This window comes from Candidatus Tisiphia endosymbiont of Piscicola geometra (genome assembly GCF_964026415.1).
In the GTDB taxonomy this organism is placed as follows: domain Bacteria; phylum Pseudomonadota; class Alphaproteobacteria; order Rickettsiales; family Rickettsiaceae; genus Tisiphia.
The window spans coordinates 949464-966269 of record NZ_OZ032144.1 but is presented as its reverse complement, the minus strand read 5'-3'; the positions used below and the strand labels follow the sequence as shown (position 1 = coordinate 966269).

General features: G+C 30.4%; 18 protein-coding genes and 1 tRNA gene. 9 read left to right on the top strand and 10 right to left on the bottom strand.

Going from position 1 to position 16806, the window contains the following annotated elements:
- Positions 1 to 63 precede the first annotated feature (63 nt).
- Positions 64 to 140: transfer RNA gene (locus AAGD26_RS04565), tRNA-Asp, on the top strand.
- Here AAGD26_RS04565 and AAGD26_RS04560 read toward each other — a convergent pair.
- Both AAGD26_RS04560 and AAGD26_RS04555 read right to left on the bottom strand, forming a co-directional pair.
- Positions 129 to 1637 (bottom strand): recombinase family protein, encoded by a 1509-nt coding sequence (locus AAGD26_RS04560; protein ID WP_341751288.1) that lies wholly within the window; start codon positions 1635 to 1637, stop codon positions 129 to 131. The two genes, AAGD26_RS04565 and AAGD26_RS04560, sit on opposite strands and share 12 nt — an antisense overlap.
- A gap of 293 nt (positions 1638 to 1930) precedes the next feature.
- Positions 1931 to 2179, bottom strand: a complete 249-nt coding sequence (locus tag AAGD26_RS04555) for a hypothetical protein (RefSeq protein ID WP_341751287.1) — start codon at positions 2177 to 2179, stop codon at positions 1931 to 1933.
- A gap of 237 nt (positions 2180 to 2416) precedes the next feature.
- Between AAGD26_RS04555 and AAGD26_RS04550 the strand changes: the two genes are divergently transcribed.
- The 7 genes from AAGD26_RS04550 to AAGD26_RS07300 all read left to right on the top strand — a co-directional run bounded on the left by AAGD26_RS04550 (position 2417) and on the right by AAGD26_RS07300 (position 6772).
- The gene (locus AAGD26_RS04550) at positions 2417 to 2677 is read left to right on the top strand and encodes a hypothetical protein (protein ID WP_341751286.1); all 261 of its coding nucleotides are present in this window, start codon (positions 2417 to 2419) and stop codon (positions 2675 to 2677) included.
- 491 nt (positions 2678 to 3168) lie between these two features.
- Positions 3169 to 3918: a DUF1376 domain-containing protein gene (locus AAGD26_RS04545; protein WP_341751285.1), complete on the top strand. Its 750-nt coding sequence runs from the start codon at positions 3169 to 3171 to the stop codon at positions 3916 to 3918.
- Between the two features lie 193 nt (positions 3919 to 4111).
- Complete coding sequence (locus AAGD26_RS04540; protein WP_341751284.1) at positions 4112 to 4927, top strand: hypothetical protein; 816 nt, start codon at positions 4112 to 4114, stop codon at positions 4925 to 4927.
- A gap of 16 nt (positions 4928 to 4943) precedes the next feature.
- Entirely contained in the window at positions 4944 to 5177 is a 234-nt protein-coding gene (locus AAGD26_RS04535; protein ID WP_341751283.1) for a helix-turn-helix transcriptional regulator, read from the top strand.
- A 497-nt stretch (positions 5178 to 5674) separates the two neighbouring features.
- The gene (locus AAGD26_RS04525) at positions 5675 to 5983 is read left to right on the top strand and encodes an HU family DNA-binding protein (protein WP_341751282.1); all 309 of its coding nucleotides are present in this window, start codon (positions 5675 to 5677) and stop codon (positions 5981 to 5983) included.
- Positions 5984 to 6524: 541 nt separating this feature from the next.
- On the top strand, positions 6525 to 6680 hold the full coding sequence (locus tag AAGD26_RS04520) for a hypothetical protein (protein ID WP_341751281.1): 156 nt from the start codon (positions 6525 to 6527) through the stop codon (positions 6678 to 6680).
- A complete protein-coding gene (locus AAGD26_RS07300; RefSeq protein WP_375331615.1) occupies positions 6680 to 6772 on the top strand; it encodes a Mu transposase C-terminal domain-containing protein in 93 nt (30 codons plus the stop codon). Before AAGD26_RS04520 ends, AAGD26_RS07300 begins: the two co-directional genes overlap by 1 nt.
- 15 nt (positions 6773 to 6787) lie before the next feature.
- Here AAGD26_RS07300 and AAGD26_RS04515 read toward each other — a convergent pair whose 3' ends face one another.
- The 4 genes from AAGD26_RS04515 to AAGD26_RS04500 all read right to left on the bottom strand — a co-directional run bounded on the left by AAGD26_RS04515 (position 6788) and on the right by AAGD26_RS04500 (position 10278).
- A complete protein-coding gene (locus tag AAGD26_RS04515) occupies positions 6788 to 7474 on the bottom strand; it encodes a hypothetical protein (protein WP_341751280.1) in 687 nt (228 codons plus the stop codon).
- A gap of 290 nt (positions 7475 to 7764) precedes the next feature.
- The gene (locus tag AAGD26_RS04510; RefSeq protein WP_341751279.1) at positions 7765 to 8331 is read right to left on the bottom strand and encodes an SCO4402 family protein; all 567 of its coding nucleotides are present in this window, start codon (positions 8329 to 8331) and stop codon (positions 7765 to 7767) included.
- Between the two features lie 168 nt (positions 8332 to 8499).
- A complete protein-coding gene (locus AAGD26_RS04505; RefSeq protein ID WP_341751278.1) occupies positions 8500 to 8982 on the bottom strand; it encodes a recombinase family protein in 483 nt (160 codons plus the stop codon).
- A gap of 198 nt (positions 8983 to 9180) precedes the next feature.
- Complete coding sequence (locus AAGD26_RS04500) at positions 9181 to 10278, bottom strand: transposase (protein WP_341751277.1); 1098 nt, start codon at positions 10276 to 10278, stop codon at positions 9181 to 9183.
- A 257-nt stretch (positions 10279 to 10535) separates the two neighbouring features.
- Between AAGD26_RS04500 and AAGD26_RS04495 the strand changes: the two genes are divergently transcribed.
- Positions 10536 to 11402, top strand: coding sequence for a Dam family site-specific DNA-(adenine-N6)-methyltransferase (locus AAGD26_RS04495; protein WP_341751276.1), 867 nt, complete (start codon positions 10536 to 10538; stop codon positions 11400 to 11402).
- Positions 11403 to 11543: 141 nt separating this feature from the next.
- On the opposite strand, the gene AAGD26_RS04490 is transcribed toward AAGD26_RS04495, so the two are convergent.
- The 4 genes from AAGD26_RS04490 to AAGD26_RS04475 all read right to left on the bottom strand — a co-directional run bounded on the left by AAGD26_RS04490 (position 11544) and on the right by AAGD26_RS04475 (position 16600).
- Positions 11544 to 11810, bottom strand: coding sequence for a hypothetical protein (locus tag AAGD26_RS04490; protein ID WP_341751275.1), 267 nt, complete (start codon positions 11808 to 11810; stop codon positions 11544 to 11546).
- Positions 11811 to 12299: 489 nt separating this feature from the next.
- Complete coding sequence (locus tag AAGD26_RS04485; RefSeq protein WP_341751274.1) at positions 12300 to 12953, bottom strand: hypothetical protein; 654 nt, start codon at positions 12951 to 12953, stop codon at positions 12300 to 12302.
- Between the two features lie 460 nt (positions 12954 to 13413).
- Positions 13414 to 13626: a hypothetical protein gene (locus AAGD26_RS04480; RefSeq protein ID WP_341751273.1), complete on the bottom strand. Its 213-nt coding sequence runs from the start codon at positions 13624 to 13626 to the stop codon at positions 13414 to 13416.
- Positions 13580 to 16600, bottom strand: a complete 3021-nt coding sequence (locus AAGD26_RS04475; protein ID WP_341751272.1) for a sodium:solute symporter family transporter — start codon at positions 16598 to 16600, stop codon at positions 13580 to 13582. The genes AAGD26_RS04480 and AAGD26_RS04475 overlap by 47 nt, the downstream gene beginning before the upstream one ends.
- Positions 16601 to 16806 lie beyond the last annotated feature (206 nt).

The following is a 16806-nucleotide window of genomic DNA, read 5'->3' as shown; positions in this document are numbered from 1 at the left end:
AATTTTGATCTTCGTCTATCAACTCTTCATTTACGAGTAGTATATCATAGTAAGCCTGATAAAGGGGGTGTAGCTCAGTTGGTTAGAGCGTCTGCCTGTCACGCAGAAGGTCGCGGGTTCGAGTCCCGTCACTCCCGCCATTCGGTACAAGTTGTCGTTTTTTCAAAAATATCGAACGGGAAACGTAGAGAGGTCTCAAGTTTTTTGCCCCTCAGTTTGAGGTTCTGAAATACGAAATTTATCATTTTGCGTTTTTGGGGCATTTCAGAACCTTTAAAAGTTTCATAGGCTTCAGATGCTAGAGTTATTAGCGTTGTAGCGGTATCAGTAAATTTATCGTCTGCTTCCTCATAAACTTTAATTAAACGAGCAATTTCATATTGGCGATCTTTTAATTGTTGTTTTTTTCTTTGAAATTCTTCTGTGCTAAGTTCTCCATTGAGTCGCAAATCTATTAATGAATTTAATCTATTCTCATTTTCGGTGTGTTCTTTCTTTAAAGCAGCTGTTGCTTGCCCATGCTCATCTTTCTTTAGCTCATTTGTGTTTTTTAAATAGGCTAGAGTCTCTTTTAGCATTTCTGGGTCTCTTATACCTATTCTTTTAAAAACCTCTTCTACCTGCTTTAAAACCTCATCTTCTCTTACATAAATCTTTTTGTTTGGATTCTTTGGATCCCATGTACCTAAATAAGTCCATTCGTCCACTTTGCCATCTGAATATGTTTTGCTGTGAGTTTCAGCTGTTACAACTTTACCAGTTACTGCACAGGTGATTAATCCTCTAAAAAGAAAATCCTTACCACCATATTTAAAAGGCTTCTTCTTCCACCCTAAACGTACATCTTTACATGCCATAAAAGTCTTTTTTGTTATAATTGCTTGGTAACCATGTGACCACATCTCTCCTTTTACTCTCATTTCACCATAATAGAAAGGTTGTTGGATCATTCGATGCACTACTGTTTTATTGACGTAGCAATTGTTTTTGCTTCTAAGACCAAGCTCCTTAGCTTTTTCAGTCAAATAATTAAGAGTATACATTCCTGTTGCATATTCTTCAAAGAGTTTTTTTATGATAGAACCTCTTACAGGATCGAGAATTACTATACTGTTTCCTCTTTCATCTCGACTATTTAGGTAACCAAGAGGGGCTGGTCCTATCCACTCTCCTTTACGCAATTTATGATCTAGGCTTCTTTTAACGTTATCACTTAAACTATCAACGTAAGATTGTGCCATCAATACGTTCATCCCCCACATTAGCTTTGCATGAGACTGAGAATCTTTATCTATTATGTAACCTTCTGTTCTAAAATGTAATTCTATCTTACCAGCTTTTATTGGTTCTTCTAGTAATGAAATTTCTGAGATTCTTCTTTGTACTCGATCTACTTTATCAGCAACTATAGCAATTGTTTCTCTATGGCTTTTAGCAAATTTGATCATCTCTTTAAATTGTTTGCGATCACCTCTGCTGGAAGATTCGATAATTTCAAAAGTTTCGATAACTTCAAGATTTTTACGTTGGCAATATTCTACTAATCTATATTTTTGAGCTTCAATTGAATACCCTTCTTCTTGCTCCCTTGTTGAAACACGAACTAAAATTATTGATTTTGTTGCTTTGTCTGGCATATTTTTTCCTTAGATAAAAGTATTATGCATTCAGAGATAGATTAAATACTGGACGAGTCAAGTTGAGTTTGCATTAAATTATCCAAGTAACCTAAGTATTAGAGCCAAGTGTAACATTTTTTTAGTATTAATAATTTTTGGTTATTGTAAATAAATTGTTCTGACACTTAGTAGTGTGCTACATCAGTTGGTTTGTTATTAAACTATTATTTTAGCTCTTTTAAGGCTATTACACGGCTTTTTAGTGTTCTTATGGTAGGAAAATCAGTTTTTTAAATTATTACGCTCTAAGTCTAAATAGGGGCTTTTTTTAAATCATATTTCATCTTACTTTGCTCATCCCTTTGCTTTTTTATCTTATAATCGGTAATCTCCTGACAAAAACCTATTAGGTTTCTAGCTGCTGTGTGAAGTTCTTGGTCTGTAAGTTTACCTTTAGACATAATTGTTAGTTTGCTAACAATTGCTGTGTAAATTTCTTCAGACGAACGTTTATCTCTGTCTATTTCTTTTATCATCTGCTGTATATAAGCATTTTGCATAATATTCCCCTGTTGTTAAGCTTTTAGTCCTACTGTTTTTATATTACTGTTAACTATTTTTTTTTGATTTACAATAGCCATTTCATAACGTGAAATGATCTATAACTGATAAATTCCTGTCTTATTTGGTTTTATATATAAAAAAATTTCATGATTTGAAAAATTTTCTTAAATTCTTTGTATTTAGACAACTAATAGTGTTTTGTTAGTAAGGATTAAATATTAATGCTAATCGTTATGAAATTACTCACATGGTTAGAACTGTCTAAAGTGTCCGTACGAGAATTTGCTAAAATGATAGGTAAGAATCAAAGTTTAGTACATAAATATGTCTACGAAGAAACAATACCTGGACCTAAAGCTATGATCAAAATTTACACGGTTACTAAGGGAGCAGTTGATGCCAACATTTTTTTTAAGCTTTCTGACCAAATATTTGAAGAAGAATTAAAAAATAAAAAGAACCCTCCCAAACCTGAAATAGATTTTAGCTATTAATACTATCAGTTCGTTATAAATCTCTATTTTTATCGACCAATTACTTAAGCTAGTTAAGTGGTAGAGAATAATCTTATATTTACTAGCTTATCTATAACATTGTACTTCTAGGTTGTTATTTTTATTACATATAATCATTTAAGTTGATTATATGTTTTATAGCTAAGCGAAATAGCAAGGTTATTATTAGTTGTAAATATCAATAAAATCTTCTTAATTATAGGTATTAAGTGATAAAAGTTATCCACAAAATCCGTGCATTAATTTGTGGATGAATATGTGTATAATATGTGGATATCACGTGGATAAGTTTTTTTACCCTGTGGATAAGAGGTGAAATTTGGATTTTTTTATAACTTTTTTGGGATTTTTTTTGCATTTTTTTAGGTTTTTTTTTGATCTATACGCTCGTATAGTTTTTTTTTGCCATTTTTTGAGAGTTTCTTTATGAGTTTTTACAGCTAAATTATCTAAAATTATAGGAGATTATTATGTTAAAATCTAAGAGCAAACCCTTTTCTCTATCATCTTTTCTTCATGGCACTAATTTACTTAGACATGATGAATTAGGAATTTACATTAGACTACTTGAACATATGTGGATAAGTGGTGGAAAATTGCCAAATAATGACCAAAAATTAGCACATTTTCTAAATATTTCGCTAAAAAAATGGCAAAATTATAAAAAAATTTTGCAAAAATTTTTCATTTTTTCTGATAAAACCTTTACACATTTGGGGTTGAAAAACGAATGCCAAAAACTTATAAAAGTATCACAACAAAATTCCTTGAATATAGCAAAGAGATGGGAGAAATATCGTAGTCAACTGATCGAATCTGCAGGGGAAAAAGATACCCCCTCTAATGATACGACCGTATATACGAACGTATATACGACCGTAATACGATCGTATTACCTACGCGCACGCGCGTCTAAAGATAATTATATTGATATAAGATTAGAGGATGATGATAGGCTTGTGGATAAGTCACCAGTGATTGCCAAATTAGCAAAAACCGAAATAGCAGAACTAACTCAAAAGCTACAAGGGTTGTTCAATAAGCACGATATGGTTTTACCAGTAGATGCGTCGTTGCTTATAGAATGGCTAGAAAGTGGTATTAGCAAAGATTTTATCTACCAAAAAATCGAGCAAGTAGTAGCTCGCATTTGCCTGCATCAACTTCAACACCCAAGATCATTTGCTTATTTCACCCCAGAGATAAAACGTTACTGTTAGGCAGGGTAGTAGTAAGTGGAAGTTAAAGGTGCATTTGATAAAATAAATTTCACAATATGAAATAATTTAAATTATTTTTTTGTTTTAGTCTTTCTTTTTTATACAAAAGACCATTTCATGCAATGAAAAGCCTATTGTTTTATAAAAAAACCTTGTCATACTGTGATTAATAAAGGCAATTATAGTAAAAATTATGAACAAAACTACCTTAGAAAAATCTCAACCTCAGCTTGCTTCAATGAAGCCAGTTAATGGACTTCTTGCAGAATTTGCTTCTGTGCAAGGATTTGACGGAGACTCAGAACCTCAATCCGCAGCGTACTCAAATTCTGTTACGGATTTGAGTCTAGACTCATTGTCTAAATCACCAGCAGAAGTAGTATTATGCGAGAAGTCTAATGAAATTTACAAAAATAGTGAGAGTAAGCATGAACAAAATGGTAAAAAAATGATTAAATATCCAATGAGTGAGCGGCTAATGAACCAGTGTTTAATCAATGAAGTTGTGTTTACTGGTTTAGTAAAAAATGTACTACAAGCAAAACTGATTGACCAATTAACTGGTACGTTTAACTTACAGATTCAAGAATTTGGCTATCGTCAATTTTTAAGCAATGGCACAACTATGGGCTTCTGTACCCGGAATTTTTGCACCAAAAATATTGACAATAGCCAAAACAAAAATCTTAGCTACCAATCTCTAATACAATTCTACAGTCAGCAAGCATGTAACAGTTTTGTCATTTACCAAAGAACCAAAGATAAAATTGAAGGGTTTTATTTTTTGCCATCAACTAATAGTCCGGAAATTATTAGCTATTACCTTAGGCACTTTGAATCTTTTGAACAGTTTATTAGTCTTGTAAGTCTTTATGTTAGCCTAGTTCTAGGTAGTATAAGATGCAGTAATTCATACTGCCAAAACTTACACAACAATAACTTATACGTAAAAATTTTTAGCCCCAATAGCTTGGCAGAATTATTTCCTGAAAGGGTTTTAAGCAACTAACTAAAATAACCATATTATGCAAACAACTAAAATTAACGTAAAATATTTAGGCAAGTCTTTCATTCTTACTCAAAGAGCTATGGAATGTCTTACACTTGCAGCTCTTGGCTTTCCTAAAAAGCACATAGCAGCTAGACTAGGCATATCGTACAGAACTGCAGAAAAACATATAACAAATGCTAAAAATAAAATTGGCATCTATCACCACCGACAATTATTAGATTTTTTATTTTCTTACCAACTGTTATAAGTAGCCTACTACCTATTACTGATAATACAAATCAATAGACTTCTTTCGAAACTCTACTTCTACTGGTGATTTGTACGTCGATGCGGTACTCGAATCCTCACGTACATTTAAGTACGCTGCGGTTCTGCGTTCCGCGTCTCCTTCAAATCCCTCAGCACAAGCGAGTTTCGAAAGAGCAATTATCTTTTATCTAAATTTCATAAAGTATTCTGTAGTCACCGTATCTATATCGATAAAGACCTTTGTATTTACCAATTAACGGCTTTCCTAATTTTTGTGGCATCGATATTAAATAGTTTTCCACTTTATTATATATTTTTAACTTGTTTTAGTCATTATTCTATCATTAATGACTAAAATTACGCCATTCAATTAGGTAACTTACAGTCAAATAACAAAAATTTATTGATTTAAGGTATTAAAAATTCTAGATTTCGACTATTATTAAGTTTTTAGTGAGAGTAATCACACTAGATTATAATCTCAAGGAGGTTTCCATGCACAAAATAGAACTAATTGAGTATATAGCAAATAGAGAAGGTTGTACTAAAAGTGAAGCTGAAAAGGTTATTAATATCTTTACTAAATCAGTGACTTCTATACTTGCCGAAGGTAAAGAAATAATGCTAGTAGGTTTTGGTAAGTTTTACTCTAGTAAAGTTGCAGCTAGAGCTGGAAAAAACCCAAGAACTGGTGAAACAATTAATATTGCAGCTTATGTGCAACCTAAATTCTCTGCTGGAGAAAAACTAAAATCTGCTTGTAATAGCCATAAAATCTCAAAACCAACAAGCATAAAGAAATAATGAATAATGAAATTGTTTGATTTGCATTATATTGGGATTTAAGATATCATCATTAAGATGCCGATACCAAAAGAAGTAAATTATAATAAAATATACTTCTAATCAATAGATTTGCTTTTTAGAGAATTGCCTGCAAAAGCTAAGTGTATCGGCTTGCAATAATAAACACGAATTCCAGCAATCAAGGACAATTTGTGACTAAGATTAAATGATTATATAAATCAGCTTGGCTAACTTTATTTGCAACTATTAAAGTTGTTATGTAAATTTATTTCTATTGCCTAAATTGAGCCAAATTATTTTGTCTTATTCTAAGTCCTGTTAATCACTCATCTTCAAATTGTTCTATTTGAAATTTAAAATTTTGGTAGAAATGAATTGCGTTAAATGTAATGTGCTACTTACTTCTATCAATTATTAAATTGTCTGCAATACTTTCAAACGAGAGATTCATGCTATCAAGTTGATGAAAAAATGTAATCATTTCTTTTAGTGATTTATCTAAACATAAAAGTTTGCAAACTATTATAGTATCTTCTCTTTGCCTAATAAAATGGTTGATGGTTTGCATAATATCAGCTTTCCAAGTACACATCTTGATACAAAAATCTTTTTACAAGCTACATTATCTAGTAAGAAAACACTTACCTTAAAACAACTAAATGAAATTAGTAAGGATTACGTTACATTAATATAATGCTTGCAGAATATGTTGGTGAATTAGTGGTTATACGTTATCTCCCCTCTGATATTACTTCAATACGTATTTACTATAAAGGTAAATTCTGATAAATAGCATAAAAATCATTTACAAAAATGTTGCTCAATAACCAGCGGTATTTCTGTATTAATCCTATTTTGTAAGTCAGTAAAATATTCTAATTTAGAAACATTATCTTTATAAAATATACAGCTATCACTATTTCTATCTTTACAACGCTCACTCTCAGTTCCAATCCAGTTTTTATGAAACTCTGAAGTTTTATGTAATATATAATCATAATGATTTAGTAGTGTATTTATCCTATTATACTCTTTCTCATCAGCAGTTTGTTTTAATCCAACCCATTTATAATTTAAAGAATTAGATTCAAATATATGGATACTACTGATATTTCTAAAAACGATATATATCAAGGTTTCTTCATTTGGAACAAGAGTATTTTTTGTAATTTCTATTTTATCATATTTCCCAAATAACTTCTCAAAGAAAGAAGGAGTAAGGTTACATGTTTTATCTGTTAAGTTTTTTATTTTTAAAGTCGCACCAACATAACGTCCTAGGTTATAAGGGGTATCTTTATTCTCTGTACTGATCAATTTATTTACTTGATCTATTTGTAAGATTTTTGTAATGGTGGAAAAAAGTATAGAATAGCTCTTAGTTTCATTATTAGATTTTTCTAATTCTTTAATAAGTTGATTGGTAATTGACCTATCTTCAAAAAATACATAAATAGGGGATATTGTGAATATTAAACAAAAGCTCATAGCTATTGAAGCAAGGAATTGCTCTAGAATAAACTTCAATTTCAACCATTCAAATGTAAATCTTATTATTAGGAAATATATAAATCCTATTGCTAGGAAAGCAATAAAATAAACAATCGTTATAATATTATACTTTTTTTTAATTAATTACATTACGCGAAAATGGAGTATGCCCATCCAAAACTGGGGCGAAGCCATGACCCATTTTCTGATAAAATTTGAGGAGCGAATTTAGTGCCTATTTTTAAATTTACACAGTTAAAAATCTAGAGCCTTTTATAATAAAAAATCTATGCGAATACATCTGTAATTAAATTATTTAAGTTTTTGTCTAATTCAGATCGTTTATAAATTATTGGCTTCTCGTATGGTATCATTTCATTTCCTGCTTCTGCATTTTTACGTTCTACATACGTTCCATACTCATGAAAGTCCATGTTATTAAACTTTTCATAACACTCTTCGTAAAAATTATACTTTTTATTATTCTTACCCATCATATCATATATATTTTTAGACCATCTCCATACTTTTGACCATTGAGGATGGTTAATATAAGCATAATCTGGTTGCAAATCTCCTATTTCCTCAGTTAAATTATCAAGAAAACAAGCAAAATTATAAACCTCATTTACTTCTTCTCGAGTGTATAATATACGAATTAAGCTCTGCCTTGCTCCCATAGGGATTTCCAACCCCTCATCATATAAATCGTTAAATATATAATAGCATAAATTATCCCAATATCCATGTACTGCTCCTCCTATCCACTCTTTCAATTGCCTCTCCTTATTAGATAATTCTTCAAAGGTACTAAATATATTATGTCTTAAATATGGCGAAGTGATCCAAATCATTTTTTCCCTAACATAATGTTCTTGTACTGTGTTGATAGTATATACCAAATATAAGAATTAAAGTGTACAAAACTTACGCTATGTGAGGTTCTAAATAGCGTAAGTTTTGATACTTTTTACCATTGTAAACTACTAATTTTAGCATAGTCTAGTATAGAAACACTTTAATTATGCTAACTCTGCTTGCCAGTTATAAAGGGTTTGTCTAGAAATTTTTGCCATTTTTGCTATATATGATACTGGATAATTGCCAGTTTTCATCATTTTTACATATTCCTTTCTTACGGATTTATCTGATGAATGAACTCGACCTTTATACTTTCCTAGTTCTTTTGCTCTTTTCACCCCTTCATAAATTCTTCTATTTATTAAGCTTCTTTCAAAATCAGCTATAGAACCCATCATATTGAACATCAACATTCCTGCGTCTGTTCCAGTATCCATTTGTTCCTTTAGACTCTGAAAATTTATAGAATGACTTTTTAAGTGGCTAATTATATCTATCAAATCTTTTAAACTTCTACCTAACCTATCAATGGAAGCAATAACTAAAGTATTACCAACTTGAATGCTATCTAATAGTTTTGTTAGCTCAGGTCTTTTAGAATTCGTACCGCTAATAATTTCAAAATAGACTTCTTTACATCCCATATTTTTTAATAACTCATGTATGGAACTACCCAAAAATGCAAGAAAAAAATAATACTTGACAGAAAAAAAGCAAATGCAGTCATGTATTCGACTTAAGGCTCAATAAAGTGCCATAGCCCTGATGGAATTCGCTAACTTATGAACTTTAACATTATCACCTTAACGACTTCATTTGAGCCTGTAAGTTAAACAGTTTTTTCATAAGCTAAGGTTTGTCTTATTCATCATCAATATTATCATCTCTCGCATATTCCTTGGTTGTAGTTCCAACATGGCAGCCTGATTTGCTCGTAAAATTAATTTATACTTAAGTGCAAAATGATTCATACAAGTTTTTAATTGGAGTATCTCAAGTTTACAAAAAGCTATAATTGAAGCAAAAATATGATTCGATTGTGATATAACCTTTTTTGTTGGTGATTTCGCTAAACTAGCATTTTGCTTTATTGATTTATGATAAACCTCTATTTGCCACCGTTTTTGGTAGATTTCGTATAGATGATCAGCATCATGGTTAAGATCATTTGAAACTAAATAGAGAATACCAGTTGAGTTATCTTCGTTTATGAAGACTTTTTTAATGAGCATTACGGGAAATTCTAGCCCCTTAAGCCACACCTTAATCGACTGACCATCTTTCAGATTTAATGATGTCACTTGTTGAAATTGACCTTTTATTTTATCTTCTAGCGACAAAGCAAGAGTACGATTTGACTTTATACCGATTATAAAATACTTATTCAAATTATGTATATATTCCAAATTATCTTTTGCTCCAAACCAGTTATCGGCTAGCACATATTCAAACAACACTTTGTTTGCCATACTTTGTTTTATCAAATTACGAAAATGTTCGTTTTTAGTTAGGCTAGCTTTCTTCTTGATTTTTTTACTGGCTATATCAGAAAAAACTACATCCTTATGGACAATCTCATATCCTACTGCTAAAGTAACGTTTCCATAACGAACAAGGCATGATAGTATATTTACACCTTTAACATGCCTAGATTTAGCATGCGAATAATGCCAACACATAATCTCGTTCTCATCAGTATATGGCTTCTCTTCAATTGAATCATCTAATATTAAAACACCGCCTGCTTTCTTCTCATTTCTCCTGACTTCGGCTTTGATGTAAGTCCAAAGTTCTACTGATCCTAAAGCCTTACCATTTAAAAATCTAGTAAACTTATCATAACTTATCTCGCCGCATAATAAATCAGCTAATCCAGTAGCTGTTGCTTTGTTATTTTGGCAAATTAAATAATCACTATAGATATCTAAGGTTTCATACATTTTTATTAATCTTTATTTGATACAACTAACTATATTTTAACCATTATTTTTATCCAGCTTTTCTTTACTCTGCGTAAGATGAGATATTAAGTGTTTTAATGTTACAAATTAACCTCAAACGTTAAAATCTAGCTCTGCTCTTATAAATTAATTGGCAACTCGGGTTAAACAACAAAATAAATGGGTAAAAATGTCAACTATTCGTTTTTAGTTAATCTCTTATGCTTTTCTAGAGAATAATTGAAGGATAAATTTAAATGACCCAGCAGCAAATTACTAGAAATGAAAGCATCAACACGGCTACTAAAATAACTGCTATTCGTACTACAGTTAATCCCATTATTAGTCCATTTTTTCAATGGGTAGGAGGGAAAAGAAAATTTATTGATAAATTGCTTGAACGCATTCCATTAGATTTAAATGATTATTATGAACCTTTTCTTGGTGGTGGAGCACTGTTTTTCCAAGTAAAAGATAAATTCAACAAGTGTTTTTTATCTGATATTAATCTTGAACTTACAACAAGCTACAATGCTGTCAAAAAGAATCCAACAAAAATTATTGCATTATGTGAATTATATAAGCTAAAACATAGTAAAGAGTATTATTATCAAGTCAGAGATAATAATATTAATAGTAATGATCCTCTAGAGATTACTGCAAGATTTTTATATTTAAATCGATATTCTTTTAGAGGGGTATATCGAGTAAATAAATATAACCAAGTACAAATGTCTTATTCTACAAGGAAATATTGTCAATCTAATAATTTTGCTACCATACTTAACCAATGCAGCAATCTTTTACAAAATACTCTAATTTACACAAGTGATTTCTCTTTTATTGAACCTAAGACCAATGATTTTGTTTATTTTGATCCACCTTATCATAAATCAGGTGAAACTTTTTATACTAGGTTACCATTTGGTGAAAATGACCAAGTAAGACTTAGTAATTTTGCCAAAGAATTAAGTAATAAAGGTGTAAAACTTATGCTCTCTAACAGTGATACAAGCTTTATTAGAGATTTATATAAAGGTTTTAATATTAGCACTATTACCGTTAAATATTCTATGTCAAATTATAGAAAAATATCTAATGAATTATTAATAACAAATTATTGAACCAAAAATCATTATATAAATATTTCTAAATAATAATTTTAGTTAGAGTAGACGTAAAGGATACCTTTTCCGTCTACTCTACTAAACCCTACTTTGTTATCTTGATATCACAGATTAAAAAAATAAAGATAAGTAATTTTACTAAAATTTACCAGCTAAAGCATCGATAATCACTTTATTATTAATAATTATGGCATCTAAATATTTTATGACTTGCTGTAAATACCATATAATGGTTGTAGAGCTATCACCGGAGTATTCGTATATTTTTTTCATTAACTTATCATTAGAACAAGCTGTTTTTAAAAACCTTTCTAAGAGTAGTCGTGCTTCCACTAATTGTGGTTGAAGTTCGTACAAATTAGTAATTTCTTTAACTTCTTGTTGATTTTCATCATTATTGGACATATGATTTTCCTACTGTTTTTTGAGGTTATGAAAAACGGTGTATCACAAGGTTAGATGAGTAAAATTGGTGTTTTAATTCTAACCTTGTGGTACTTACTTTGATGTTACTTGCAACTACAACGCAACAACAGATACACATTTATCTGATATAATCCTAAGAGTACAGTGAGATCGTGGAATAAATATGATTATTTCTTGAAAATATGAAGAACAGCTGCAAAGATGAGACATCAGTAAATAATCGCTATAATTAAATCAAATTTCACTTATTACAGTTATTATTATAGTTATGGTTAAATAGCTAGATAAGTAATTAGCCATTGTGGCTAATTGCAACATTATTGACATTTTTTGGAGTATTTATTATTGATGTAACTGTTTAAAATTTAAAAATTTTAAACAGTTGTTAAATGTTATTCAGTTAGTCCTTATAAAAGTAAAAATATAAGATTAACTAAAAAGGAGGAGGAGTGGTGGAAACCCTATATCTCAGTTATAGTTATCCACCAGTTTTTTATTATTTTCCTCTAGCACTTTAATTAATAGCTCTAACACTTCATAACTAATATCATTGTTTTCAAGATCTATATAATCCATTATTATTTCGCTACTAATTTTATTAGTATTTAAACTTTTTACCAATTCCATTACCCCCTTATCACTAATATTATTATAACTAAGCTTTACTTGCCTTATAGTCCTATTAATTTCTAAGACCTTGAAAAGTTGTACAAACCCCTCATCATTAATATTATTGACATTGAGATTTATTCGCTTGATGGTTTTATTATTTGTTAGGAATTGTGCCAGTATGATTGCTCCTTGATCTCCAATATTGTTGTATTCAAGGTCTATATCAGTTAAAGTAATATTATTCTCTAATGCTTTAACAAGATGCTTTATCCCCTGATAACCTATATTAGTTTCGGTAAGATTTATATAGGTGGTAATTTTATTATTTTCAAGAAACTTGGCAACTAACTTAGCTCCTTCTGCTCCAAGTCTAATCTGTTCAAGATTTAGCTCCGTTCTATTGTTGCTTTGGAAGACCTTGCAAAACAGTCGTATAGAGACTTCACTGAGATTATTTATTTCTTCATTTGTTAAGTAGTTTTGTTGTTGATCTTTAATATCGCTCACCATATAATTAACCTCTATTTTTGTCTATAAAAATGGACACTGAGGTTAGATTTAAAAATCATCCTATTCTTGTCTAACCTCGGTATTTGACACCACCCTGCATAGTATCCACACCACATTTAATCCCACTAATTGACAGAGTCTAGAGAAAGTTTTTGCCTAGGGTATTTTTTTGCGAAATTTAATAGATCAGCGGTAGAATAGAGACACTAGGAAAATATTATCTTAAAAAATACGACAATATCAAACACCAATGCTTGGTAGTTGAAGAGTATTGTTTTCTAACTGACGAGTGACGACGTCACCAAATTCTCATCAATTGACTATAACAGATCAAATAATAGAATTATTTGAAATAATCTATTATTTGGAATAATATCTTCAAGAAAATAATAAATTTCTTAGTATCCCACAAAAAGTAAAGTTAAGAAATTATCTAAATGGTAATATTAATCTAAGCTATTTAAAAATCACAAATCAAATATATCTTCTCTTTATTAGGATTTTCTGCTTCTAATTTTTGTAGAAAATTGATTACATAATCCCCGTTTATTTTAGGATTATCTGTGCTAACTAATTGCAAATCAGATAAATTAATTGCTCCTATTAAATGCTTCCTTTTCCAGCCACTAAATATTGGTAATTTCTTCCTTTTTAAGTAAGGTAGCTTGCTCAATAATATCAAAGTCAACCCCTGCTTGCAGTAATTTTTGTGCTATATTTAATCTATCGTCCTTTTGTTCCTGTAAAAATATCTCTGTAATCTTTTCAAAGTTCTCAATCCTTATATCAGGCAAATCCATTACTTTAGGTCGAATCTCCTTAATATTAGCAGGAATAGTGATATTATAATTTATACCTTTATCTTGGTTATTATCGACCTTAAAATTCCCATAGTGAGCATCTATAATATTAGAACACTCAAAAAAAGTTAGTTCATTAGTTTCCCTAAAAGTTGGAGTGAAAATTAATTTAAGTTGTTGTTCAGTAAGGTGATCTCCTTGATTTTTTATTGTTAGTCTTACTGCTTCAATTGATTTTTTACTTTTAGTAGTTTCCGAGATATTTACCTTAAAATCTAGAACTTCATCCTCTAGAAAAATACTCACTAGATTACTATCAACATTATTGTTGATAGCATGAATCAACAGGCTTTTTATTACTGCCTTCAGTTTTTTTGGATCGCATGTTATATTATGATATTTTATTGCATATTGGTTAACAAACCGTAATGGTTGATCAGATAATTTTTCACATTCTACTACTACTTCATTTACTAAATCCATAATGTTAATTTTAGTAGGCTTAATATGCACTTGACGTCTTACTCTGTGAGTAATAGTCGAAAGATATAAAGCCCAAGCCTCTATTCGTTTTGCTACTTCATATAATTCTTCAGTAATCCGAGAAATTTGGTCTTTATTATCTGTTTTTTGTAGTTTTGTACATAATGCTTTAAATTGGAGTTGCAAGCTATGAAGTTGCTGTTGTTCTTGAGCTTCTATTCTATTAAAAAACTCTTCTTCATGTTGTGCTATTTTTATCAAATCATGTGTTAGTTTTCTTGATTTTGTTTCCCATACACTCTTCATGGTCTCAGACAATTCTTCATATTTTTGTTTTGGTTTCAGAAATGCTATTAGTACACTACTAAATAGTAATAAAAGGTAAATTATTTGGAATTGTATATTACCAAAATTACTAGTTAAATAATATTTACCCATACAACATTTAAAAAATTGTAATGATGTGAATGTGCCAAAAATTGTGATAAATAAAGCTATCTGCCACCTAAGCAATATTCCCGTAACTAACAAGTTAATAATAAATATCATTAATTGTAGTTGATGAAATTCGCTAATCATAACCAACATACTTCCAACACAAATCAACAGATATAAAATACCTAAATTCCAAGCTAATGCGATAAATATCTCGTTTTTAAATCTAGGAGGCCATATCGAATAAGTTACAAATCCGGTAGCTATTATTAATACTGAATGGTGAATGAAGTGATAAATATTAGCATATTTTGTGCTATAATATTTTGGGATAGTAAATAATGATGAATAAGTGGAAACTATTACAAAGAAGCCAAATAGAAAATAAGTAATTTCATTTTTTGGTAGATTACCTTTACAAAAATTTATCAGATTAAATTGTTTGATTGCACTAATAATTTTCCTAAATTTTCTTTTACGTTCAAGTCTAAGAGCGATGATGGGGCTTGGGTCTTTCACACCAATCCAACCACCAGCTTGTTTAAAAAAGTAATGGTTAAACATCAAAGTTAACAAATTAGCTACCATAGCTGGTACTATAGGTTCCATTTTTACATTTAGGACTTTAAAACTAACTGCTGTAATAAATCCGGCAAACATTCCCATTAATACTGCTTTATTACTACTACGAAAACCTAGAATTGCTAAGAGGAAAGGTACTGAAACTACAGGCATATAGAAATCTAATGCTATTAACAGTAAAGCAAGTATACTCTTTGCTTTAAAAGCTAGGAAAATAGCAGAAATACCAACAAAGACAGCAAGAATACGTAATATAATGAGATCACTAAGATTATTACGTATCTTTCTTATAACCTTAGAATCTAATAATTTAAAAATATCATTAGTGAATAATATAGCTGCAGAATTAATGTATGAGTCTGCCGTAGACATGATTATCGCTATAATACCTATAGCAGTAAGTCCTCTTAATCCTGAATAGCTGTAATTCTCTATAATATGGGCTAACAAGTTATTAGGGTTAAGATTAGGATTGTCTGCCAGTAATAATATTCCAACCCACATTATTATTACTAATATTACAAGACATATTAAACCTGCTGTTATAAAAGACTCTCTAACTTGTGTGATATTCTTAGCCATCGCCAATCTTTGAAAAAAAACCGGTTGAAAACCTGGGATTAGAAAAAATAATAACAGCAAAAAGGAGCTTATAGACTTAGAGTTAAAATTAAATAGCTGCCTATAATCAAATAAAGGATTCTCATTAATTGTTACAAAAACTTTATGAGGATCATGGAGAGTTCCCCAAATCATTAAAGTAATTACAGGAATGATAGTGCCAAAAGTAAAGAATTGTATTATATCTGTAAAAGTAACAGCTTTTATACCACCAAAAGCCGAATATAATATTACTATAACAGCACTTGCCAAAACAGCATAAAAACTAGAAAGATTAAAGAAAAGTTGCAGCATGGTAGCTGAAACCTTAAATTGCAAGGCAACTATTCCGGTGCAAAGGAAAATACCTACTATAGCTGTAATCAATTGAACTTTTTTACCATATAGAGTACCCATAGCTTCAGCTATGGAAAGATTACCTAAAAACTCTGCCATACGTGGAGCTAATAAGTAACCAACAATTATGAGAGCCAAAGGTTCACCAATTGCTGGAATGATAAAATATAAACCTTGTTTATACGATTCACTAACTGCCTCAGAAAAGAAACCGCCCCCTATACAAGTGGCAATAATTGTAGCAGTTATAGTACTGGTGGAGAAATTGCGGTTTCCTATAGCATATTCGTTAATATTTTTTATACCACGACTATAAAATAGACCTACTGCTAAGTTAAAAATTAGAAAAATAGAAAAAATGATTGTATCCCAATCCCAACTTAAATGCATATAATCTTCCCCTGAATGTCAATAAACTGTAAGTTTTTGACCACCAAAGACAAGATTTTTAGAGAAAGTGAATCTAGATTGGTGATCGGGGAGTTCAAAACACTGTAAGCAGACAGCTATGGTAACCGTCGGGCTTAAATGTAAACACTTAAGCCGAACATACGATTACCATCCCCCCGACCATAAAAACCGAGAAGCACCATTTT